Source organism: Novosphingobium malaysiense (genome assembly GCF_000802225.1).
In the GTDB taxonomy this organism is placed as follows: domain Bacteria; phylum Pseudomonadota; class Alphaproteobacteria; order Sphingomonadales; family Sphingomonadaceae; genus Novosphingobium; species Novosphingobium malaysiense.
Genome location: NZ_JTDI01000002.1, coordinates 405651 through 422786 on the forward strand (window position 1 = coordinate 405651; position 17136 = coordinate 422786).

Annotated in this window: 16 protein-coding genes and 1 tRNA gene; 9 read left to right on the forward strand and 8 right to left on the reverse strand. The window is 64.2% G+C overall.

The features are described 5' to 3' along the window. Positions 1-147 precede the first annotated feature (147 nt). The 5 genes from LK12_RS06850 (at position 148) to LK12_RS06870 (ending at position 6161) form a co-directional block, all read left to right on the forward strand. A complete protein-coding gene (locus tag LK12_RS06850; protein WP_039280963.1) occupies positions 148-1314 on the forward strand; it encodes an acyl-CoA dehydrogenase family protein in 1167 nt (388 codons plus the stop codon). A 101-nt stretch (positions 1315-1415) separates the two neighbouring features. Continuing rightward, complete coding sequence (locus tag LK12_RS06855) at positions 1416-2306, forward strand: HpcH/HpaI aldolase/citrate lyase family protein (protein WP_039280964.1); 891 nt, start codon at positions 1416-1418, stop codon at positions 2304-2306. Then, positions 2303-3574 carry an acetyl-CoA hydrolase/transferase family protein gene (locus tag LK12_RS06860; RefSeq protein WP_197063484.1) on the forward strand — a complete coding sequence of 424 codons (1272 nt, stop codon included), beginning with the start codon at positions 2303-2305 and terminating at the stop codon, positions 3572-3574. The genes LK12_RS06855 and LK12_RS06860 overlap by 4 nt, the downstream gene beginning before the upstream one ends. Positions 3575-3766: 192 nt before the next feature. Beyond that, positions 3767-4534, forward strand: a complete 768-nt coding sequence (locus LK12_RS06865) for an enoyl-CoA hydratase/isomerase family protein (RefSeq protein WP_039280966.1) — start codon at positions 3767-3769, stop codon at positions 4532-4534. A 97-nt stretch (positions 4535-4631) separates the two neighbouring features. Beyond that, positions 4632-6161, forward strand: a complete 1530-nt coding sequence (locus LK12_RS06870) for a DHA2 family efflux MFS transporter permease subunit (protein WP_039280969.1) — start codon at positions 4632-4634, stop codon at positions 6159-6161. A 13-nt stretch (positions 6162-6174) separates the two neighbouring features. On the opposite strand, the gene LK12_RS06875 is transcribed toward LK12_RS06870, so the two are convergent. Genes LK12_RS06875 through LK12_RS06890 form a run of 4 tightly spaced genes read right to left on the reverse strand, consistent with a single transcriptional unit; the run spans position 6175 to position 10530 of the window. Continuing rightward, positions 6175-7410, reverse strand: coding sequence for a DUF1214 domain-containing protein (locus LK12_RS06875; protein ID WP_039280971.1), 1236 nt, complete (start codon positions 7408-7410; stop codon positions 6175-6177). 2 nt (positions 7411-7412) lie between these two features. Continuing rightward, complete coding sequence (locus tag LK12_RS06880) at positions 7413-8186, reverse strand: sugar phosphate isomerase/epimerase family protein (protein WP_231568264.1); 774 nt, start codon at positions 8184-8186, stop codon at positions 7413-7415. A gap of 41 nt (positions 8187-8227) precedes the next feature. Then, the gene (locus LK12_RS06885) at positions 8228-9409 is read right to left on the reverse strand and encodes a sulfotransferase family protein (RefSeq protein ID WP_039280976.1); all 1182 of its coding nucleotides are present in this window, start codon (positions 9407-9409) and stop codon (positions 8228-8230) included. Positions 9410-9411: 2 nt separating this feature from the next. After that, on the reverse strand, positions 9412-10530 hold the full coding sequence (locus LK12_RS06890; RefSeq protein ID WP_039280978.1) for an LLM class flavin-dependent oxidoreductase: 1119 nt from the start codon (positions 10528-10530) through the stop codon (positions 9412-9414). A gap of 122 nt (positions 10531-10652) precedes the next feature. On the opposite strand from LK12_RS06890, the gene LK12_RS06895 reads away from it, so the two are divergent. The 3 genes from LK12_RS06895 (at position 10653) to LK12_RS06905 (ending at position 13623) form a co-directional block, all read left to right on the forward strand. After that, positions 10653-11768, forward strand: a complete 1116-nt coding sequence (locus LK12_RS06895; protein ID WP_052223229.1) for a helix-turn-helix transcriptional regulator — start codon at positions 10653-10655, stop codon at positions 11766-11768. A gap of 249 nt (positions 11769-12017) precedes the next feature. Continuing rightward, a complete protein-coding gene (locus LK12_RS06900; RefSeq protein WP_331454131.1) occupies positions 12018-12770 on the forward strand; it encodes an SDR family oxidoreductase in 753 nt (250 codons plus the stop codon). 43 nt (positions 12771-12813) lie between these two features. Then, positions 12814-13623, forward strand: coding sequence for an SDR family NAD(P)-dependent oxidoreductase (locus LK12_RS06905; RefSeq protein WP_039280982.1), 810 nt, complete (start codon positions 12814-12816; stop codon positions 13621-13623). A gap of 66 nt (positions 13624-13689) precedes the next feature. Here the strand turns inward: LK12_RS06905 and LK12_RS06910 are convergent, their stop codons facing one another. Beyond that, a complete protein-coding gene (locus LK12_RS06910) occupies positions 13690-14091 on the reverse strand; it encodes a hypothetical protein (RefSeq protein ID WP_039280984.1) in 402 nt (133 codons plus the stop codon). 169 nt (positions 14092-14260) lie between these two features. After that, positions 14261-14334 (reverse strand) — tRNA-Cys (locus tag LK12_RS06915). Between the two features lie 212 nt (positions 14335-14546). Here LK12_RS06915 and mobA point away from each other — a divergent pair. Further along, positions 14547-15062 (forward strand): molybdenum cofactor guanylyltransferase, encoded by a 516-nt coding sequence (mobA, locus tag LK12_RS06920; protein ID WP_039280986.1) that lies wholly within the window; start codon positions 14547-14549, stop codon positions 15060-15062. Here mobA and LK12_RS06925 read toward each other — a convergent pair. Both LK12_RS06925 and LK12_RS06930 read right to left on the reverse strand, forming a co-directional pair. Then, positions 15057-15623: a winged helix-turn-helix domain-containing protein gene (locus LK12_RS06925; protein WP_052223230.1), complete on the reverse strand. Its 567-nt coding sequence runs from the start codon at positions 15621-15623 to the stop codon at positions 15057-15059. The genes mobA and LK12_RS06925 overlap by 6 nt on opposite strands. A 292-nt stretch (positions 15624-15915) precedes the next feature. Continuing rightward, positions 15916-17115 (reverse strand): LL-diaminopimelate aminotransferase, encoded by a 1200-nt coding sequence (locus LK12_RS06930; protein WP_039280988.1) that lies wholly within the window; start codon positions 17113-17115, stop codon positions 15916-15918. Positions 17116-17136 lie beyond the last annotated feature (21 nt).

The following is a 17136-nucleotide window of genomic DNA, read 5'->3' on the forward strand; positions in this document are numbered from 1 at the left end:
ATTTTCGTTCAGTGAACCGATATCAGCACAAAATCGGTTGTGCAGTGCGCCTTGCGCTGCTAATTCCCGTCCACGCTCAAACCGAAGCGAAACCGGGAAGGTCCGCGCCCGCCGCGCGGCGCCTGTGCAGAGGAAAGGCCGAGTTCCGTGGATTTCTCACTCAACGAAGACCAGCAGAATATTCGCGAAGCTGTCCTGAAGCACTGCTCGCAGTTCTCCGACGAGTACTGGCTGGAAAAGGATCGCAGCGGCGAATTCCCGTTCGAATTCCACATGGCGATGGCGGAGGCCGGCTGGCTCGGCGTGGCCATGCCCGAATCGGTCGGCGGTGCCGGGCTCGGCATTACCGAAGCGGCGGTCATGATGCAGGCGGTGGCCGAGAGTGGCGGCGGCATGACTGCGGCCTCGGCGATCCACGGACCGGTCTTCGGGCTTGAGCCGGTGATCCTGTTCGGCACCGAGCAGCAGCAGCAGCGCATGATCCCGCCGATCCTGTCGGGCGAGGAGAAGATGTGCTTTGCCGTGACCGAGCCCAACACCGGTCTCGACACCACCAGCCTCAAGACCCGCGCCGACAAGGTCGAGGGTGGCTATAAGGTCAACGGCGAGAAGATCTGGATCACCAATGCGCACGTGGCGGACAAGATGCTGCTCATCGCGCGCACCACGCCGCTCGATCAGGTGAAGCGCAAGACCGAGGGCCTGACACTGTTCTATACCAAGCTCGACCGCGAGCACATCGAGCACCAGTTGATCCCGAAGATGGGCCGCCACGCGGTGGGCTCGAACATGCTGTTTATCACCGACCTGTTCATTCCCGAGGAAGACCGCATCGGCGAGGAGGGGCAGGGCTTCAAGATCCTGCTGCAAGGCCTCAATCCCGAACGCGTGCTGCTCGGCGCCGAGGCGACCGGTCTGGGGCGCGTCGCGATCCAGAAGGCCGCGCGCTATGCCCGCGAACGCGTCGTGTTCGGCCGCCCGATCGGCCAGAACCAGGGCATCCAGCACCCGCTGGCCAAGGCATGGATGCAGGTCGAGGCCGCGAGCCTCATGGTCCTCAAGGCCGCCACGCTTTTCGACAAGGGCGAGGATTGCGGCGCCGAGGCCAACTCCGCCAAGTTCCTTGCGGCAGAGGCCGGATACGAAGCCTGCCAGACGGCGGTCATGTCGATGGGCGGCATGGGCTATGCCCAGGAGTACCACGTCGAGCGCTATCTGCGCGAAGTGATGATCCCGCGCATCGCCCCGGTCAGCCCGCACCAGATCATGAACTACATCGCCGAGCGCGTGCTGGAACTGCCGAAAAGCTATTGAACAAGGCCGTCATCCCGGCGAAGGCCGGGATCGCTCTCGGCAACGCGCGGCCTGGCTGCCCGCGATCCCGGCCTTCGCTGGGATGACGTGAAAGGAAGAGGATGCCCATCCAGCACGAACCCATCTCCGCCCGCTCCTGGCTCTTCGCGCCGGGCGACAGCGAAAAGAAGATGACCAAGGCGATGGAGGGCGAGGCCGACATCGTCCTTATCGACCTCGAAGACGCGGTCGCCATCGACAACAAGGCCAATGCCCGGCCAATGGTGCACGATTTCATCAAGGCCAACCCTCAGCAGCGCCACCGCCTGTGGGTGCGCGTGAACCCGCTCGACGGGCCTTACACGCTGCTCGATCTGGCGGCCGTGATGCCTGCGCATCCGGGCGGGATCATGCTGCCCAAGGTCTACGGCCGGCAGGACGTGGAGACGCTCGACAAGTATCTGGAGGCGTTCGAGGTCGCCAACGGCATCGAGCAGGGCTCCACCCCGCTGATCGTGCTGATGACCGAAACCGCCGAGGCCATGTTCCACTGGGGCGACTACAAGGGCTGCCCGCGCGTGGTTGCACTGACCTGGGGCGCGGAGGATCTGGCGGATTCGATCGGCGCCTCGTCCAACCGCAATCCGGACGGGTCCTATTCCTTCACCTATGAAATGGCGCGCAGCTTCTGCGTGATGGGCGCGGCGACGGCGGGCGTGACCGCGATCGAGACGATCAGCGCCGACTTCCGCGATCTCGATGCGCTCAAGGCCCGCGCCGAGAAGGTCCGTCGCGACGGTTATGGCGGCATGCTGGCGATCCACCCGGCGCAGATCCCCGTGATCAACGCCGCCTTCACGCCCACCGACGAGGAAATCGCCGAAGCGCAGGAAATCGTCGACGTCTTCGCCGCGAACCCCGGCGTGGGCGCGATTGGCTGGAAGGGCGGCATGCTCGATCGCCCCTACCTCGCGCGTGCCGAGCGACTGCTGAAGCAGGCAGGCAAGCTGTGACCGACGTCGTCACCCCTGAGGCGCTGGACCTTTCCAAGTACCTCAAGCCTGGGGACCGCGTGGTCTTCGGTCAGGCCTGCGGCGAGCCAACCACGCTGGTGGAAGCGTTGATCGCGCAAGGGCCGGCCATCGGCGACCTCGGCGCATTCATCGCCACCAGCTTTTCGGGCCTGTTTACGCCGGAAACCGCGAGTGCATTCCGCCTGTCCAGCATGGGCGCGATCGGCGCGCTGCGTTCAATGACCAAGGCCAACCTGCTCGACGTGATCCCCGTTCACGTCAGCCAGGTCGCGCCACTGATCGAATGGGGCGTGATGCCCTGCGACGTGGCGATGATCCAGGTCAGCCCGGCGGATGCCGAGGGCAATCACTCCTGCGGCCTCATCTCCGACTATGTGCGCGCGGCGGTGGACAAGGCGCGCGTGGTGATCGCCGAAGTCAACGAACAGGTCCCTTATGTGCCGGGCGAACTGATCCCCGGCAGCGCTATCGACGTGGCGGTGACAGTCAGCCGTACCCCGGTCGAAGTCGCGCCCGCCAAGATCGGCCCCACCGACGAGGCCATCGCGAAGTTCTGCGCCGAATACATCGGCGACGGCTCGGTGATCCAGACCGGCGTCGGCGCGGTGCCCGATGCGATCCTGCGCCTGCTGCACGACCGCAAGGATCTGGGCGTGCACTCGGGGATGCTGGGCGACGGTCTCGTCGAACTGGCCGAGGCGGGCGTGATGACCAATGCCCGCAAGGAGATCGACACCGGCGTTTCGATCAATGGCGCGCTGATCGGCACCAAGCGGCTCTACGACTGGGCGCACAACAATCCGTCGATCCGCATGACGCCCACCAGCTACACCCACGATGCCGGCGTGCTGGGCAAGCTCTCGCGCCTCGTCACGATCAACTCGGCGGTCGAGGTCGATCTCACCGGGCAGGTCAATGCCGAGCAGGTGGGCAATGCCTATGTCGGCGGGACCGGCGGCCAGGTGGACTTCGTGCGCGCCGGCGCGCGTTCGCCGGGCGGCGCTTCGCTGATGGTGCTGGGCGCGACGGCGAAGGGCGGCACGCTGAGCAAGATCGTGCCGAAGCTGGGCGGTCCCGTTACCTCTGCGCGCACCGAAGTCGACGTCGTCGTTACCGAATTTGGTGCGGCAGAGCTCAAGGGCCAGTCGCTGGCCGAGCGCGCGCGGCGTCTCGTCGCCATTGCGCACCCGGACTTCCGCGAGGAACTGGACCGCACGGCCCACGAAGTCGCCAAGCGCGGGTTCTAGTATGATGGAACCGAAGTTCATCTCCCTTTCCCTCGTCATCCCCGCGCAGGCGGGGATCCCGCTTATTGTGGCGTGACGTAAGAAAAAGGGAGCGGGGCCCCCGCCTTCGCGGGGGCGACGAATATTGGGTGAGCTTTAGTTGCGGGTGGATAGATATCCCTCCCCCATTGAGGGGGAGGCAGGGAGGAATGAATGACCGATGCCGTCCTTTACGATGCCCGCGAAGACGGCATCGCGATTCTGACCATCAACCGCCCGGAGCAGCGCAACTGCCTTAGTCGCGACGTGCGCGAGGGGCTGCGCGAGGCCTGGGCGCGGTTCGAGGCGGACGATGCCATGCGCATCGCCATCCTCACCGGCAGCGGCGATAAAGCCTTCTGCGCGGGCGGTGATCTCAAGGAAATGGTCGAGACGGGCATGAAAGTCCCGCCGCGCGACATGTTTCCGCTGCCCTACGACAGCATCGAACTGAGCAAGCCGACCATCGCCGCGGTCAATGGCCATGCCATGGCGGGCGGCTGGATGATCGCGCAGGCCTGCGACCTGTGCGTCGCCAGCACCAATGCCAAGTTCGCGATCACCGAGGTCAAGGTTGGGCGCGGTAGCCCATGGGCGGCACCGCTGATCCACATGATCCCGCAGCGCATCTTCATGGAGATCGTGCTGACCGGAAAGCCGATCACGGCCGAACGCGCTTACGAGATCGGTCTGGTCAATCGCCTGACCGAACCCGGTGGTGCACTCGATGCTGCCATTGAACTGGCCAGGGAAGTGCTTGAGGGCGCACCGCTTTCCGTGAAGGCCGCCCGTGAAACGGTAATGCTCTCCACCGAGATGGGCCGCGGCGCGGCCCTGCAGGCTGCCCGCGCCGCGCACGAGTTGGCCTACAATTCCGACGATGCGCAGGAAGGCCCGCGCGCCTTTGCCGAGAAGCGCAAGCCGGCATGGAAGGGGTACTGAGTCCTATCGGCGGCGCGATGCTGCCTTTTTGACGCTTGTCCGGCGTGCTCGCGCATGCAAGCTATACTAAGCACGCTTAGGAATATTTCCGGGGCCCATGGACAGCGCGAGTTATCCCGATCCTTCGCGCCGGCTGTTGATCACGGGCGCGACGATCCTGGCGGTGCTGATGGTGACGCTCGACGGCACCATCGCGGTGATCGCCCTGCCGCATATACAGAGCGCGTTGGGCGCATCGCAGGACCAGATCGCGTGGGTGTTGACCTCCTACCTGCTGGCCGGCGCCATCGCCACGCCGCTGGCAGGCTGGTTGGCGGACCATTTCGGGCGTGTGCGGGTCATGGCGCTGTCCGTGGTGGGCTTCACGCTCAGTTCGGTCGCTTGCGGCCTCGCGCCCACACTGGAGTTCCTGGTCTTCGCGCGCGTCGTGCAGGGCTTTTCGGGTGCCAGCCTGGTGCCGCTCAGCCAGGTCCTGCTGCTCGACATCAATCCGCCGGAAAAGCAGGGTCCCGCAATTGCCGCCTTCGGCATGGGCACGCTGCTTGGGCCGATGATGGGGCCGATCCTGGGCGGCTGGCTGACCGAATACGTATCGTGGCGATCGATCTTTCTGGTCAATGCGCCGGTCGGCGTGATCGCGTTCCTGGGGCTGATGATCTTCGCGAGAGAAGTGCATCTGAGCCGGGCCAGTCCTTTCGACGCGCGCGGATTCGCATTCGTCTCGATTGCAATCGCGGCGTTCCAGCTCATGCTCGATCGCGGTCAGATGCTCGACTGGTTCGATTCCACAGAAATCTGCATCGAGGCAACCGTCGCCGGCCTGTTCGCCTATATCGCGGTGGTGCACATGCTGACGGCGCGCGATCCGTTCATCAAGCCGGTGATCTTCAAGGATCGCAACTTCCTGCTCGGCACGGTCCTCTCCGCTGTCACCGGCATATTCCTGACCGGCGTGATCCCGATCATGACCAGCATGATGCAGCAGTTGCTGGGCTACCCGGTGCTGCTGGCCGGTCTGATCTCCACCCCGCGGGCGATCGGCAATCTCCTGACGATCATGGTGGTGGGACGTCTCGTTTCGGTGATCGATGCGCGCTACCTCATCTTCGTGGGAATGGCCTTGCTGGTCGGCAGCCTGTCGCTGCTGTCATCGATGTCGCTCGAGGTCAGCCAGGCGCGAATGGGGTTCGTCACCTTTCTGCAGGGCTGCGGCTCGGGCCTTCTGTTCCTGCCGCTGACGATGATCGTCTTTTCGACGCTGCCGAGAGAACATCGCAACGAGGGTTCGACGATCTTCACACTGGTGCGCAACCTGTCGGGCGCGGCGGGCATCTCGCTGATCCAGGCCGCGACAATTCGCGATCAGGCGCAAGTGCAATCGCATCTCGTGGAGCGGGTACGGGCGGACAACCCGGTGATCGCATGGAGCATGCCGGACTTCGACGTGACGAATGTCCCCGGCGTGCAGACGATAATGGGAGAGATCGGCCGGCAGGCGGCCATGGTCGCCTACGTCAATTCCTACCGTGCGATCCTCATCCTGGCGGTGCTTGCCGCGCCATTGGCGTTGCTGATGCGCAAGGGATCGCGCGGGCCGGAACCAATCCCGGCGATGCATGGCGAGTAGGGACAAGCAGGGATCAGATCCCGAAGCGCAGCTTGATTGCGCGGTAGCGTTCCAGCAGCATGGCGGCGCGCTGCTCGGGCGTGACAGTTGCCGTGCCCGCGGGCAGGTGGTCCATCACCTCCGCACGTTTCACCAGCCGGGTGCGGAAGCTGGCCGGGTTCTGGCTCATCAGGTTGCGATAGGTGAGGTTGCCGTCGCTGAAGCCCTGCGTGTCGAGCCAGTTGTGCACGCCGGGATCGTCATGGGCCATGACGAAACGAACGACGTTGTCGGCGTCCACGCTGGTGCGCGCCGGCGTATAGCTCACCGGGCGGTGGAGGAAGTCCATCGATCCCATGAAGGCACCGCCCATGCCGAAGATCCAGAACCCGTCGTGCATGTCCATTTCGACAATCAGGGCTTCGTCGGGCTGGAGGCGCCAGATCATGTGCGCGGCCATGCGCCCGCGCTTGGCGTCGGAGGCATCGTTGGCGGACTTGTCGGCGGGAAAGGCGTTGAGCTGATCGGGATCGCAGACCCCGCGCGAGGTCATCCACGAGTGCTCGGGCCATTGTTCCATGAGATCGGAAACGAAGCGGCCGGCCCAGTCCATGGCTTCGGTCATCCGTCCGGGTGAGGGCATCGGGCGCGGCTGCGCCATGCCGACGCGTTCGATCGACAGCGTCGTCGGGGTCTCGCCCCAGGCATCGAAAGCCTCGCGGATGAACAGCTTGCGGGTTCCGGGCGTGGTGGGCAGCCAGTTGGCCGCGCGCTCCTCGCCGCCGATGAACAGCTCGAAGTTACCTTCGGCATCGGTCTCGATCTGCGAGCCGAGGATGTTGCATTCGGGAATGTCGCCGAAGGGCTCGTGCAGGCTGGGCCAGTCGGTCCCGGGGATCTTCTCCGGGCGCGGGCCCTGTACCGTGATGTTGAGCCAGCGGGCAGTGCCGCGCTTGCCGGTCAGGCGATAGGCGTGCTCGCCGGAGATCCAGGCCTGCCGGTAGGTGAAGTCGGCGACGTCCCCGCCCAGCTTCATCGTCGGCGTGGTGAAGTAGTGGATCTGCGGGAAGGCCGGGTCCTTGGTTTCCAGCGCGAGATCGAACGCCTGGCCGAGGTTCTGCGTCAGGAACCGGAAGGCATCGGCGCGTTGCAGCGGATTGGCCGGATTGGCATCCTTGAAGGCATAGGATCCGGCCCGCTTGAGATCGTCGCAGAAGCGGTCCCAAGCGGCCTTGAGGTCCTTGTCGGCAGGGGCGTCGCCATAGGCCATGGTCAGGCTCCCAGTTTCGTCAGCAGGTTGGATAGGTAATCGGCGGCGCGCTCGCTGGCTGCCCGCGCGCCTTCCTCTTCGATGCGCGGGCCGACGAGTTCGAGGTCGAACAGCCCCCCGTAGCCGAGCTCCAGAATGTCGCCGATGATGCGTTCCAACGGCACCGCGCCATCGCCCGGAACGGCGCGGTTGGGAGCCGTGCGATCGCCGAGCACGTAGTCACTGACCTGCACGAGCCCGGTCAGCGGCATGGCCGCGGCGATGTTCTCCCTCAGCCCGGCTTCCATCCAGCAGGGCTGGATATCGATGCAGACGCCGATCCCGGCCACGCGGGCGAGCCGGGTCGTATCGGGCAGGGTATGGGCGATATGGATGTCGACATTGAGCGCGGAGGCATTTTCGACCAGCAGCGCCACGCCCTTTTTCTGTGCAGCCTCGCGGCAGGGGGCGATCAGGTCGGCAAAACGCGCCGCCGCCGCTTCCCATGACAGGCCGCCGCGTCCGCCGGTCACCAGATAGATCGAGGGCGCGCCCAGATCGGCGGCCATGTCGATGGCCTGCAGCAGGCCTGCCGTGGCGTCTCCGCTGTCACGCTCGAGGTCGGGGCGCATGGCGAAGGGGTGGTTTATGCAACCCGCCTTCACTCCGGTTTCGGCAAGCGCGCTGCGCGCGGCTTCCAGTTCTCCCGGTTGCCCGAGCTTGGGCGTGACGAGCGTGCAATGCCCGACCTCGATGTCGCGGCAAAACGCGACGAACGCTGCCGTGGGCTCCGCCATGAAGGCGACCTGATGAAGGCAGACGCGGGGATGCATTCAGGTCACTTCCGCACCTCTATCGGCACGCCGAAGCGTTCGCGGAACGGCGCGAACTCCTTGTTGAGTTCGTCGATGTCGAATCCCGCATCGACGAGCACCTGGGTCGAGTAGTGGAACTTGCCGTGCCGGTCGCCCTTGTTGTTGGCGAGGTAATCACGCATCGCGGCTTCCTGCCGTTTGCCGAAGGGCCGTCCCGCGAATTCGTAGTAGCCGCGGAGCGTCGCGATCGGATCGGCCACGAAGTCGCGATAGAGCACGTGGTGGATGCGCGGATCGTCCACCAGGGGATTGCTCATGGTGTTGCCGATCGACCAGCGCACCCGTTCGAGATGCATCTTGGCTTCCTTCACGAGGTCGATCTTGCCGACGATGCCTTCCATGATGTCGGACATCATCATCGTCGAACTGGCCGCCACCATCACCGGGTCTCGGTGCAGCCATACCAGCGAGGCATCGGGATAGGCTTCGAAGAATTCCTTCAGGCGCGTGGTGTGGAAGCCCTTGAGCACCCAGTATTTCGGTTCGCGCCCATATTGCATGGCCTGCAACATGGCCTTGTGGATCCTGTACTGCGCCGTGGGGTCGGTGGGCAGGCCGAAAGACAGGTTCTGCATCGGCACGCGCCACCACGCCGTCGGTGTCATCACCCGAAAGTCGAAGGCCCAGGTGCGTTCGTCCTCGGGCAGGCCGTTGCCGAGCATGTCGTTGTAGGGATGGCAGTGCAGCCACTTGGCCATCTTGGTATTGATCTCGCGCCATTCGTCGTCGGCCAGTTCCGGCCGATGATCGATCACGCGAGGATAGGTGTCCTGCACCGCGCCCGGAGGCGGGGAGGGATGCATGACTTCCCAGAACCGCAATGCCCGGGCATCGGGATCGACCGACATCAGGGCATGCATCAGCGTAGTGCCCGAGCGCGGCTCGCCGGTGGCGAACAGCGGGCGGTCGATTACTTCGTCTGCGAGCGGATAGTCCTTGCGGTCCTGGAAGAACTTCAGCCGGTCGGTCAGCAGCCAGTGGATGTTCTCGGCCGCGGCCTTGCGTCCGGCCTCGTCCATCGGAATTTCGTTGATGTGCTTTACGGCAAGCGTGAAGCGCTCGGGAAAGCCATCGTCGGCCCAGTCGGACAGGCCGGTTTCGTTCATGGCGTGCTGCAGCAATTGCTGCGCGTCGAGCTCCGGCATGATCAGGCCTCCAACAGTTTTTGAATTTCGTCCTCGGTCTCGCGGACCTTGGCGGCGGATGTGGCGGAGAACTTCATGCCGCCCATGGCGCCGTATTCCATCAGCTTGTAGACGCGTGCGCCGGCATCGGTGAAACCCTTGATCTTGAGCGCGACTTCCTTGGGCGTGCCGACCGGCAGGATGTCGCGGATCGCCTGTGGGTTCATCTCGTCGCAGAACTTGAGCATGGCTTCGCGGCTGAGCTTGACCGGATCGAAATCCATGATGCCGCGCCAGTCCGGCCCCATCGGGTGTTCGTAGCCGAACTGGGCGAGGTCCTTGGCCGTGATCATCAGGATGATCGACTTGACCATTGGCGCCTGCAGCATTTCGTCGACTTCGTCGGGCTCGCCGATCAGGCAGATCTGGGTAAGCGCCGGCGTGAAGTGGCTCATGTCGCGCCCCGCGGCGTCGCCGGAATCGAGGATCACCTTGAGCTTGGCGGCGTAGTCCTCGGGCGTCCAGGCACCGGCCGGCCACCAGCCGTCCGCCTCGCGCCCGGTGATGCCCAGCATCCGCGGGCCGGCCGCCCCGGTCCAGATCGGCGGCGCCTTGCCGTCGTAGAACTCGGTATCCATGCGCGCGTGTTCGAGCTTGTAGAACTGGCCTTCGAAATCGACCGGGCCGTCCGAATGCCACAGCAGCTTGATGACCTTGATCGCTTCCTCGAAGCGGCTGACCGGCTTCTTGAAATCGAAGCCGTAGGGCACCGTGTTCTCAAGTTCGCCGGACCCCAGACCCAGGATGAAACGGCCCTTGGACAGGTGGCTGATGGTCAGCGCGCTCTGCGCCAGTAGCGAGGGGTGGCGGCGCACGGTGTCGATTACCGTGGTGGCAAGCGGCGTATTCTTGGTCAGAACGGCTGCCGCTGCGCTCACCGCCATGCCGTCCAAATGGCGGTGTGGGCTGGGCGATGCCTTGGCAAGATCGGTGAACTCGGGCGTCCAGATCGAATCGGGCCAGAAGCTGACCATGTGATCGGGAAGCCAGATCGAATGGTAGCGGCCCGAATCGTATTCACCGACCATGTCGATGCCGAGCGGCAGGGTCGTGCGAAGGAACGCGGCTGGCTGGACTTTCATTGCAATTCTTCCTCTCCCGGTCGCAGCATGGAACGCTGTGGTGATGCTTCCTGTGCGCCTCGTTGTCCGTGCCCGATTAGTGGGCTAGGGGCCGGGAGAAGAAAATTCCCATTTGGGGATGCATGATGTTGTCGAGCGAGGATGCCGCGGTGCTGCTGGCGCCGCTGATCGAAGGTCTGGTCGAAGACCCGCCCTGGCGTGGGTTCCTCGACGTATTGCGTGAGCGCGTCGCGGGCGACTATGCCAGCCTCGTGTTCCGTCCCCTGCCGCTCGGCACGCCCGAGGCGCGGGTGATCCACCTCTATTCCGGCCAGCCTTCTCCGGCGCCGGTATCGCGGCACTACCGCGAAAATCTCTATCTTCTCGATCCCATGCCCTATCACGAGATGGAGGAGGGCAAGACCTATCGGCTCGACGATCTGCTGCAGTTCGGCGATCCGCGCCACGATGCCTATCTGTCGGAACTGCTGGTCCCGTCGGGCATGAACCACATGCGCATGATCCGCTTCGTGGAACCTGGAGGCGTCAGCGGCTGGATCACGATCACCCGGTGCGACGGAGAATTCGCGCCCGAAGTCGACGGTCTGCTCGAAGACCTTACGCGACACATGCGCGCCGCCCTTGCCAGCTTCGTCGCTCTCGAACGCGAGCGGATGACCGCCTCGGTTGCCAAGGAAGCGGTTCGACGAATGAATTTCGGCTGGGTGACGCTCGACAGTGAAGGGCGGGTGCTCGACGCCGATGTTCACGGCACGCAGATGCTCGAAGGGACGGGAAGGCTCTCGCGCGGCAAGGATGGCCGGCTGACGGCCCGCGATCCCGAACTGCGCCGGCAACTGCTCGCGGCCATCCGCGACATGGAAGGCGATCCGCAGGCGCGCCCGCGTGCCCTGGTGCTAAGCCGGGAGCCCTGGCTGGACCTGCTGCTGGTCCCTTCCGGCCAACGCATGGGCACGACCCAGGCCGCGCCGGCCATCATCTGTTATCTCCATGCGGACAACTGGTCGTCCGCCGACCGGTGCGAGCAGCTCGCCCAGCTTTTCGACCTCGCGCCCAGCGAAGCGCGGCTGGCGCTGGCGCTCAGCCGCGGCATGTCCATCAGTGAGGCAGCGCCCGATCTCGGGCTGACAGTCGAATCGGCCAGAACCTATTCCAAGCGTATCTACGCCAAGACCGGCGCGCGCGGGCAGGCCGACCTGGTGCGCTTCATTCACCGTTCGGTGCTGGTGATTGCCTGAGGGGTCCCGATCGGGTCTTTCCATCTTTCCGTTCGTGTCGAGCGAAGTCGAGACACTCAGGCGCCGCGTTAAGGCGTCTCGACTTCGCTCGACACAAGCGGTTCTGGATCGGATACAAAACGGCATCGATTTCCAGAAATTTGAACGTATGTTCAGCAAAAATTCTTGACACTCAGGGTGGCTCGCGTCAGCCAATGGATACGATCCGGGACCGGATCCCATTCAAGAACTGCCGGGAGAATGTCTGAAATGTCCAAGCCGCTCGAAGGGAAAGTCGCGCTGGTGACGGGGGCCTCCTCGGGCATCGGTGAAGGGGCTGCGCTGTGTCTTGCCGAAGCCGGAGCGACCGTGGCGATGACGGCGCGCCGTGCCGATCGCCTTGCGGGGCTGGTCGAGAAGATTGAGGCGATGGGCGGCAAAGCGCTGGCCATTCCCGGCGACATGACCGTGGAAGATCAGGCGCGCGCAGCGGTCGAGGAGACCGTGAGCAAGCTCGGCAGCATCGACATTCTCATCAACTCGGCCGGCATCATGGAAGCCGGCGGGATCGAGAATTGCGATACCGAAATCTACCGCAAGGTGATCGACATCAACCTGATGGGCACCGTCTACACCTGCGCTGCCGCCGTGCCGCACATGCTGGAGCAGGGCGGGGGCGACATCATCACCATCTCCTCGCTCGCGGGGCGCAAGGGTGGGCCGATGACCAGCGCCTATTCGGCCAGCAAGCACGCGGTCAATTTCATGACCGATGGCATGCGGCAGGAACTGGGCGACCGGAACATCCGCGTCACTACGCTGATGCCCGGTGCGACCGAAACCGAAGTGGGCGACAACATCACCGATCCCAACTGGCGCAAGGCGATCCAGGCGCACGTCGCCAAGGAAGGCGCCGTGAAGCCGCGCGACATCGGCGAGGCCATCGTCTTCATTCTCGCCATGCCGCGCCGGACCAACATCTCGGAAATCTCGATCCGGCCGACCATCGATACCTCGGCGTAAGGCCGGTTTCGGCAAACATGATCTGAACAAGGGAGAGCGAACAATGGCCGGAAGGCTTCAGGACAAGGTCTGCGTGATCACCGGTGCCGGGTCCGGCATGGGCAAGGCAATGGCCGAACTGTTCCATGCGCAAGGGGCGAAGCTGCTGCTCGCCGACATCTCGGGCAAGCAGGATGAAGTGGCGGCGGCGCTCGGCGGCGACGCCATTGGCGTCCACTGCGACGTTTCGAACGAGGCGGATGTGCAGGCGATGATCGCTAAGGCCGAGGACAGGTTCGGCCGGCTCGACGTGCTGTGCAACAATGCGGGGTTCGGCGGCCCCATGGCACCGCTGCACACCCAGACGACCGAAACGTGGGACAAGGTTCACGCCACCAACATCAGGGGTGCGTTCCTGGGCATGAAGTACGGCATTACCGCCATGCTCAAGACGGGGGGTGGCGCCATCGTCAACACCACCAGTGCCTCGGGCGTGGTCGGCTGGAAACACCACAGCGTCTACGGTGCGGCCAAGGCCGGTGTGAACCAGCTCACCAAGACCGCCGCGCTCGATTATTCCGACCAGAATATCCGCATCAACGCGATCGCCCCCGGCACGATGTGGACGGGTCTGGTCGAAGCCTCACAGACCCACGCCGAACCTCCGGCCGAATATCCGGTTCTGGCCGGTATCCCGATGGGCCGCTGGGGGCTGGCCAAGGACATCGCCAACGCCGCGCTCTACCTCGCCAGCGACGAGGCGGCTTACGTGACGGGTGTCATCCTGCCTGTCGATGGCGGCTATTGCATCGGCTTTTCCGGCATGGGCGCCGAGCGTCCCGGCATCGCCAGCGTCAACACCGACGGAACCTGAAGCTCTTGCGGGGCCAATCCTCGCCTCGCTCTGTCGGAACCCCATCCGTGCAAGGCGATGCTGCGGTTAGAGGTTGGCCCCCGAATTGCGGTGATAGCTCCGGGCCGCGTCGGCGTTCTGGATGTCATAGGTGAACCAAGCGTTCTCGCCATGATCGAAGATCTGGACGAGACCGTCGCGCACTTGTGCCGTGTAGAATGTCGACGTGCCGCGGTCGAAGCCTTGTATTTTGTCGCCATCGGTTTCGAACGACACGAAAGTCCGGTCGCCGGCATCGTAGAGTTCGGGGAGAGTACCGCCAAACTTGACGCCGCGGTCGCCGTCGAAGCCCTGCAGTCGATCGCCCCGGCACTCGGCGGCGATCCGCCGATCCCGTCCTGCCGAGTGATCGTAGATTCCGGCAACCTTCTTGCCCGTGGCGAAAGCGAAGGCAGCAGCGGCCACAAGTGCGCGAGTATGGGATAGCATGCGCCCACCTGGCACCGGGATGATCGCCAGATCAAGCCGTCTTTTTACCGGTGCCGTGATTGTACCCCGATGGGGCCAGATCGGTCCGAACTGTCCTGGAGATTGTGGCCGAGAGACATCGGAAACAGCTGCCTGGCAGACGCCTGTGAGCGTCTCCGGAAAGCTGTACTGGAGGCCCGAGCCGGAATCGAACCGGCGTATACGGATTTGCAGTCCGCTGCGTCACCACTCCGCCATCGGGCCATCCGTGTGGAGGAATGCGCGCCTAGCAACGGATCGGGCGGGGTGCAACTCAGATTCGCGCGTTGTGCCGGAAATCGCGCGCAGGCGTTTGCCGGCAAGGCCTGGGAAAGGGGCATGCCGTGGAGTGGCCCGGTGGGTCTGCCCTTTCTTTCAGCATCTTCCTGCCGCTATGATGCCTGCCGAACCGTTCCCTGAACCGCGGAGCTATGACTATGATACTAGGGGCCGTCCTCGCCGGCGGAATGTCGAGCCGCTTTGGCAGCGACAAGGCGCTGGCCGAAGTGGATGGGCATACGCTCCTCACCCTGGCCGTCGATGCCCTCGCGGGAATGTGCGAGCATGTGATCGTCGTGGGGCGCGAAACGGCACCCGCACCGACCGTGCCCGATTGGCCGCGTCCGGGAATGGGGCCGCTTGGCGGACTGGCGGCGGCGCTGCACCATGCGGCGGACGAAGGCTACGAGACGGTGCTGAGCTGCGGAGTCGATGCCATCGCCTTGCCGGACGATCTTCTGCGGCGGTTGTCCCCCGCACCGGCGTGTCTTTCCGCACAACCGGTGATAGGGCAATGGCCCGCCTCGGCTGCGGCAGTGCTCGAGACGCTTTTAAACAGCGACGAACGTCACTCGATGTTTCGCTTTGCCGAGATGATCGGTGCGCGCAAGGTCGAGACCGCCAAGCCGATCCCGAATATCAATACGCCCGCCGATCTCGCGGCACTTTCATAGCCCGGCTGAGGCTTGGTTCTGAGGTAGCAGCGGCAAGGAATCGATCTCGCGCTCGGCGCCTCGGGTGCTGACCTCTTCCGCAATCCGCAGGCTGTAGCCTCCTTCGGAAGCGGTCTCAATGACGCCGACGAGGCCGGCAAAGCCCAGTTTGCGCCGCAAGCGCGACATGTGGACCGCTATGCTGTTGGTTTCGGGAACGAAGCCCATGCGCCAGACGTCGTGGATCAGGGCCTGCTTGCTGACGGTTCGATTGGGACTGTCGGCCAGACGCCAGATAAGGGCGAATTCACGCGGATTGAGATTGAGGGGCTTGCCGTTGCCGTATCCTTCCCGGGCGAGGAGATCGAGCTCGAGATTGCCGATCCGGCGCAGGCGGGGAAGCCAGTTGAGGCATTCTGCCACGCGACCGGCGCGCGCATCGAGTTCTTCGATCGAAAGCGTGTCGGGCAGCGCATCGCCGAATCCCATCTGAATTAGCGTCGCACGTTCGTGCGGGCGCTTCACCCCGGTGACCACGATCAGCCTCCGTTCGGTCGCGGCATAGGAGGAAAGCACTTTCATCCAGGAGATGCTGTCGAGCTCTCCGGCGTTGACAATCCCGACGCAGCCCGTGGTCGGGTCGGGTTCCAGGCACCACTTTCGGCGGCGCAGGTCCAGAGCCGAGGGAAGTGGTCCTTCCCCCAGCCAGCAAAAACGGAAAGACGTCCTTCCGTAAGAGTCCGACGAGCCCATTGATCCCCCATCTTGTCGTCCACTGTGACGGAGGAAGGATCGGCGCAGCGAGGGCTGCGAACAACACGTATAATCTTACAGGAAGTACCTGTGGTTTTTCCCCATGTTATGGGAATTTCTCTCAGGAAGCCGGCCCATTTACACCCATGGAGGCCAGATAGCGCTTCACATTGCGCGCCGCCTGGCGCAGGCGCTGTTCGTTTTCGACCATGGCAATCCGGACGAAACCCTCGCCGTCCTCGCCATAGCCCACACCTGGCGCGACGGCGACTTCGGCGTGGGTGAGGAGCTGCTTGGAGAATTCGAGGCTGCCCATTTCCTTGAGCGCAGGCGGAAGCGGCGCCCAGGCGAACATGGAGGCCTTGGGGCTGGGGATTTCCCACCCAGCGCGGCCGAAGGCTTCGACCATGACGTCGCGCCGCTTCTGGTAGAGCTGGCGATTCCGCTCGACGATATCCTGCGGTCCGTTGAGCGCGGCGCAGGCGGCGGCCTGGATCGGCGTAAAGGCGCCATAGTCGAGGTAGGACTTCACGCGGGTCATTGCCGCGATCAGCCGCTGGTTGCCCACGGCGAAGCCCATGCGCCACCCTGCCATCGAATAGGTCTTGCTCATCGAGGTGAACTCGACCGCCACGTCCTTGGCGCCGGGGACCTCCAGGATCGAACGGGTCGGATTGCCGTCGTAATAGAGTTCGGAATAGGCAAGGTCTGACAGCACCCAGACCTTGTTCTCCTTGGCCCAGGCGACGAGGCGCTCGTAGAAGGCAAGATCCACCGTCTCCGCCGTCGGGTTGGAAGGATAGTTGACCACCAGGATGGACGGGCGCGGCACGGTGAAAGCCATCGCCCGGTCCAGCGAATGCCAGTAGCGTTCGTCCGGCGTGGTCGGGACCGAGCGGATCGTGGCGCCGGCAATGATGAACCCGAAGGTATGGATCGGGTAGCTGGGATTGGGGGCCAGCACGACGTCACCTGGCGCGGTGATCGCGGTGGCCAGGCTGGCAAGGCCTTCCTTGGATCCCATGGTGACGACGACTTCGCTTTCCGGGTCGACGTCGACACCGAAACGGTTGGCGTAATAGTTGGCTTGGGCGCGGCGTAGGCCGGGGATGCCCTTGGATTGCGAATAGCCATGGGCATCCGGCTTGCGGGCCACTTCGCACAGCTTGTCGATCACGTGATCGGGCGGCGGCAGATCGGGATTGCCCATGCCGAGGTCGATGATGTCCTTGCCCGCCTGGCGTGCTGCATGCCGCATCGCGTTGACTTCGGCGATGACATAGGGCGGCAGTCGCTTGATGCGGTAGAACTCGTCTTCCATGACCTCTTTGATTCCATAAGT

Excerpts from the sequence above, each read along its gene's own strand:
- LK12_RS06855 (WP_039280964.1), top strand. The coding sequence starts at position 1,416 with ATGCCCATCCAGCACGAACCCATCTCCGCCCGCTCCTGGCTCTTCGCG.
- LK12_RS06865 (WP_039280966.1), top strand. The coding sequence starts at position 3,767 with ATGACCGATGCCGTCCTTTACGATGCCCGCGAAGACGGCATCGCGATT.
- LK12_RS06870 (WP_039280969.1), top strand. The coding sequence starts at position 4,632 with ATGGACAGCGCGAGTTATCCCGATCCTTCGCGCCGGCTGTTGATCACG.
- LK12_RS06875 (WP_039280971.1), bottom strand. The coding sequence starts at position 7,410 with ATGGCCTATGGCGACGCCCCTGCCGACAAGGACCTCAAGGCCGCTTGG.
- LK12_RS06880 (WP_231568264.1), bottom strand. The coding sequence starts at position 8,186 with ATGGCGGAGCCCACGGCAGCGTTCGTCGCGTTTTGCCGCGACATCGAG.
- LK12_RS06885 (WP_039280976.1), bottom strand. The coding sequence starts at position 9,409 with ATGCCGGAGCTCGACGCGCAGCAATTGCTGCAGCACGCCATGAACGAA.
- LK12_RS06890 (WP_039280978.1), bottom strand. The coding sequence starts at position 10,530 with ATGAAAGTCCAGCCAGCCGCGTTCCTTCGCACGACCCTGCCGCTCGGC.
- LK12_RS06895 (WP_052223229.1), top strand. The coding sequence starts at position 10,653 with ATGATGTTGTCGAGCGAGGATGCCGCGGTGCTGCTGGCGCCGCTGATC.
- LK12_RS06900 (WP_331454131.1), top strand. The coding sequence starts at position 12,018 with ATGTCCAAGCCGCTCGAAGGGAAAGTCGCGCTGGTGACGGGGGCCTCC.
- LK12_RS06905 (WP_039280982.1), top strand. The coding sequence starts at position 12,814 with ATGGCCGGAAGGCTTCAGGACAAGGTCTGCGTGATCACCGGTGCCGGG.
- LK12_RS06910 (WP_039280984.1), bottom strand. The coding sequence starts at position 14,091 with ATGCTATCCCATACTCGCGCACTTGTGGCCGCTGCTGCCTTCGCTTTC.
- mobA (WP_039280986.1), top strand. The coding sequence starts at position 14,547 with ATGATACTAGGGGCCGTCCTCGCCGGCGGAATGTCGAGCCGCTTTGGC.
- LK12_RS06925 (WP_052223230.1), bottom strand. The coding sequence starts at position 15,623 with ATGAAAGTGCTTTCCTCCTATGCCGCGACCGAACGGAGGCTGATCGTG.
- LK12_RS06930 (WP_039280988.1), bottom strand. The coding sequence starts at position 17,115 with ATGGAAGACGAGTTCTACCGCATCAAGCGACTGCCGCCCTATGTCATC.